Here is a 3,677-nt window from a genome sequence, read left to right as displayed (position 1 = left end):
TTCCCTGCGTACGCGGGAATGATCCCGAGCATCTGGCCGCCGAGCTGTATCGCTCGGCTTGTTCCCCGTGTATGCGGGGATGACCCCGGGATGCCGTGCGGGTACGTCGAGAATCCTTCCTGCTCCCCGTGCATGCGGGGAAGACCCCCCGGACGCCGAACACCAGCAGGTGACCGTCTGCTGCTCCCCGCGCCCGCGGGGATGGCCCCATCGAGAACAACCGGCGTGGGAACGTCACCGTCTGCTCCCCGCGCCCGCGGGGAGCAGAGGTACGCACGTTCCTCACCGGCATCCGGGACGGGACCATCCCCGCGGGTGCGGGGAGCAGGTGCCGCTCCGTACGGAGTACTTCAGCCGGTAGGGACCATCCCCACGGGTGTGGGGAGCAGCGGATCTCATCGATCAAGTACTCAATGGGCTCGGGACCATCCCCGCGGGCGCAGGGAGCACAAGAGCGCGGTTGATGCCGGATAGCACAAGCCGGGACCATCCCCGCGGGTGCGGGGAGCAGAAGTTGCCCAGGCCCGGGTTGGGCCAGGCTCAGGGACCACCCCCGCGCCCGCAGGGATGGTGCGATCTCTAGGTTTGGTGTCGGTGGCGGTGAGAGTCGGTCGTGCTGGTCCAGGGGCTGGTGTTTTGGCGCTGGTCAATGGGTGTTTGTGGGCGGGTGGGTCGCTGTCACGAGGCGAGAGGTTGATGGGCGGGATCACTGTCGTGGGGCTTTATCTCATGGAGGGTGATGCTGTCTCAGGTTCGAGAGTTCTCACATCGGTTTCGGAGGCCTTGCGACTCGCCCAGGTGTGCCACGGTGATGTCTCGGACGGCGGTAATCGCGTCAGGGGCGAGAAGAGCCAGAGTTGGGATCGTGTGATACCAGCCGGCAGTAGTCAGGGCGTGGTGGAGAAGCTTCATGGGTGTCTCGTTGTCGGGGCGGGTGGTTGGGGTCACCTTCAGGGCCAGGTGCTGGATGGTGTGGGTGAAGGAGTTTGTGCCGGTGGGGTCAGGGACGGGGCAGGGGCGGGAGGGCAGGCGTGCGAGGTGTGATGCCACCGCGGTCAGTGCCGCCGCTCTGTGGTGTGGGGCAGCGGGCAGCGCGGCTACTCGCTGGGCGGTGGTGGTGTCGCGCAGAGCGGCGTGGAGTACTGCCAGAGCGGCAGTGGGAAAGAGTCTGGTCCTGCGGCTGGCCAGGTTTCCTGCCAGCCAGTCCAGCTGCCGGGTGGGTTCTTCTCCGGCGCCGATGCGGAAGAAGGCCTCCACGAGGACACTTTCAGGATTCCAGGACTGCGGGCTGCTTCGTGCTACTTGCGCACGCGCTCTTTCCATCATCGTGTCGAAGAGCGACTGCTGTGCAGAGGGCAGGTGGGCAGTAGCCGGGAGGAGCTCTGCCAGTGAGGCCAGCGCCCCTTCGCTGTGGATCGCGTGCCGTGCGGCGTCCAGGCGCTTCAGCAGTGGATGGATCAGCTCGCCCGCCGCTTCAGGGTCGTGTGTCGCGAGTTCTGCGGCGATTGCGATGCGTGCTGCCCGGTCGGCCTTCCGCCAAGCGGCCTGCCTGCCCGCACGGTCTGGACGCTTGTGCTGCACGATGAGGTTCATGGAGGGTTCCACCTCACCCGCACACGCCAGCGCCTGTGCGGCGTAGGCCCAGCTCGTCTCGGACGTGTTCGCGAAGGCAGCCGCACGGGCTGCTTCCTGTGCGTGGTGGCGCGCTGGGGCTAGTTGGCGGGAGTCCGCATAGGCCAGGGCCATGGCGGCGTGTACGCGTACCCGGTCGGCCGGGTGCCGCGCCAGCTTCAGCAGCGGCTCGGGCTTGGAGGCCGCGCCGGAACGGATGAGCGCATCCGCCAGGTCCGGCAGCCACGCGGGAGTGCGGTCCATTCCAGGACCGGCCGTGGGCAGGAGGGCCAGCGCCTGCTCCAGGTGGTGTTCGGCGTCATCGACGGCGCCGTGATCAGCCAGATTGAAGGCCTGGTCCGCGAATGCGCCGACCTCGGCGAAGGTGTGGTCTCCATCCCCGTCGGGGGTAGATTGTTCCGGCTGGTCTGTCGGCTCCAGAGGTAGGGCGCGCTGCCCGAGCTCCAGCACACGTGCCGCTGTTTCCGGTGGTGCCCCGGCATCGGCGAGGGCCTGGGAGAGCACGGTCAGCGTGTGCCGGAAGCCGAATTCGACATGAAAGGCATCCGCTGCCGAAAGCCGCCCGCAGTCCGCGTGCAGCGTGCGCTCGAGGTACCGGCATGCCGCGTCCACAAGCTGCTCGGCCTGCGTCGGCCGGGACTGCGCCACGAACGAGGCCACGGCGGCGATCACGGAGACGTTCTCCAAGGTGGGCGCGTCCTGCCACACTTCAGCCGCGTGTGCCAGGACGCGGTCGTGGAGACGGTCCGCGCGATCAGGAGCTACGGATGCCACCGTCTGCCAGAGCTGAACGGCTCCGGCTGCGACGCCTCCCTCAGCCGGGTCTTCGACGGCGAGCGTCTCAGCCTGCTCTTCCAGCTCGTCCAGGAGTTCTGCCGCGTGCTCCGGGTGGTCCGGTGCCAACAGGCGGGCGGCCTGCGCCCAGGCCTCGTTGCGCCCCGTACTCGTTCCGCGTGTGGAACGGAGCAGAGCGAGGCCGTCCTCATGCTGGTGCTGGAGGTCGCGGCTCATGCCCGTCCGCTGGGCCGTCTTCAACAAGGCGAGGGCCGCTTGCGCTGCTGCGGCCTCCGCCGTATCCGCGGCGTGGCCGAGGCGCTCTGTCTCCCGCAGGGCCGCACGTGCCCACTCGCCCGCCTCGCGGGCAGTGGCGGCGGCCTGCTCATCGTCCATGGCCTGCAGTACGCGTGCCACACCGGCCAGGTTCAGGGCTTTGTCGACGGCATTGCCCGACGCGCCCGCCAGCGCGCGGGCCCGCTGCGTGTCACCGAGCCGGGCGATGGTCCGCGCCACGGAGGCCGGCAGGGGTTGCACGTGGGCCAGCAGCATCTCCCCAGAGGCAGCAGCTGCTGCCGCCTTGTCCACGTCCAGCGGCGCCGAGTGGTCCCTGCCGGAGGAAGTGATGAGGTCGAGTTGGGCGAGGGCGACATCGGGCCCGGAGCGTTGAGCGAGGCGGAGTTGGCGCTGAGGGTCGAGGACCAGGGCCGTGAGTTCCTCGGTGCGTCCCTTCTCGTGCAGCAGCCGGGTGTAGCCGGTGAGGAGATAGTTCGGAGTGTCGTCGGGCCAGCCCTCGTCCTGGTACTGCTGGGCCCAGTGGTCCAGGTCGCGGATACGTTCGGTGAGGAAACGCCTTCCCAGTGCCTCGCACGCGGTTGCGTGGAGCGTGCTGTGGGCCAGCACGAAAGTCTGCCGACCGGCTTCGGCCTCCGCTTCTGCCCGTACGTCCAGGGGAAGGAGGTCGGTGCGGGTGGGTGCCATGGATCGGCCGACCACAGTACGGAGTTTGTCCTGCACGTCGTACGGCGTGATGTCGAGGAGTTCGCCCAGGTCCGCGCCGGTGAGAGCGCCTCGTGCCGAGACGAGCAGCCCCAGGAGGCGCCGGCCGAGGCCACGGTCCTCGAGCAGGGTGCGCAACTCTGCCATGGCGGTGTCCCGGATGACCCGGGCCGCGGGGGAGTCGGTCAGCCGCCTGACGATGGCCGGGTCGCGCAGCGGGTGGTCCGGCGCCAGCTTCACCGGAACGCGCGGGTGAGGTCGCCCGGTGACGA

The 3,677-nt window shown here is 69.0% G+C and carries 1 protein-coding gene; it reads right to left on the bottom strand.

The genetic code is table 11. From position 1 onward, the window contains the following. Positions 1-747: 747 nt before the first annotated feature. A partial coding sequence (locus tag VN520_RS30845; RefSeq protein ID WP_325750235.1) for a hypothetical protein occupies positions 748-3,677 on the bottom strand: 2,930 nt, incomplete at its 5' end.

Origin of the sequence: Streptomyces sp. (assembly GCF_035563135.1) — a bacterium.
Lineage (GTDB): Bacteria > Actinomycetota > Actinomycetes > Streptomycetales > Streptomycetaceae > Streptomyces.
Note: the sequence above shows the minus strand (reverse complement) of the source record. Positions and strands in the feature narration are given on the sequence as shown.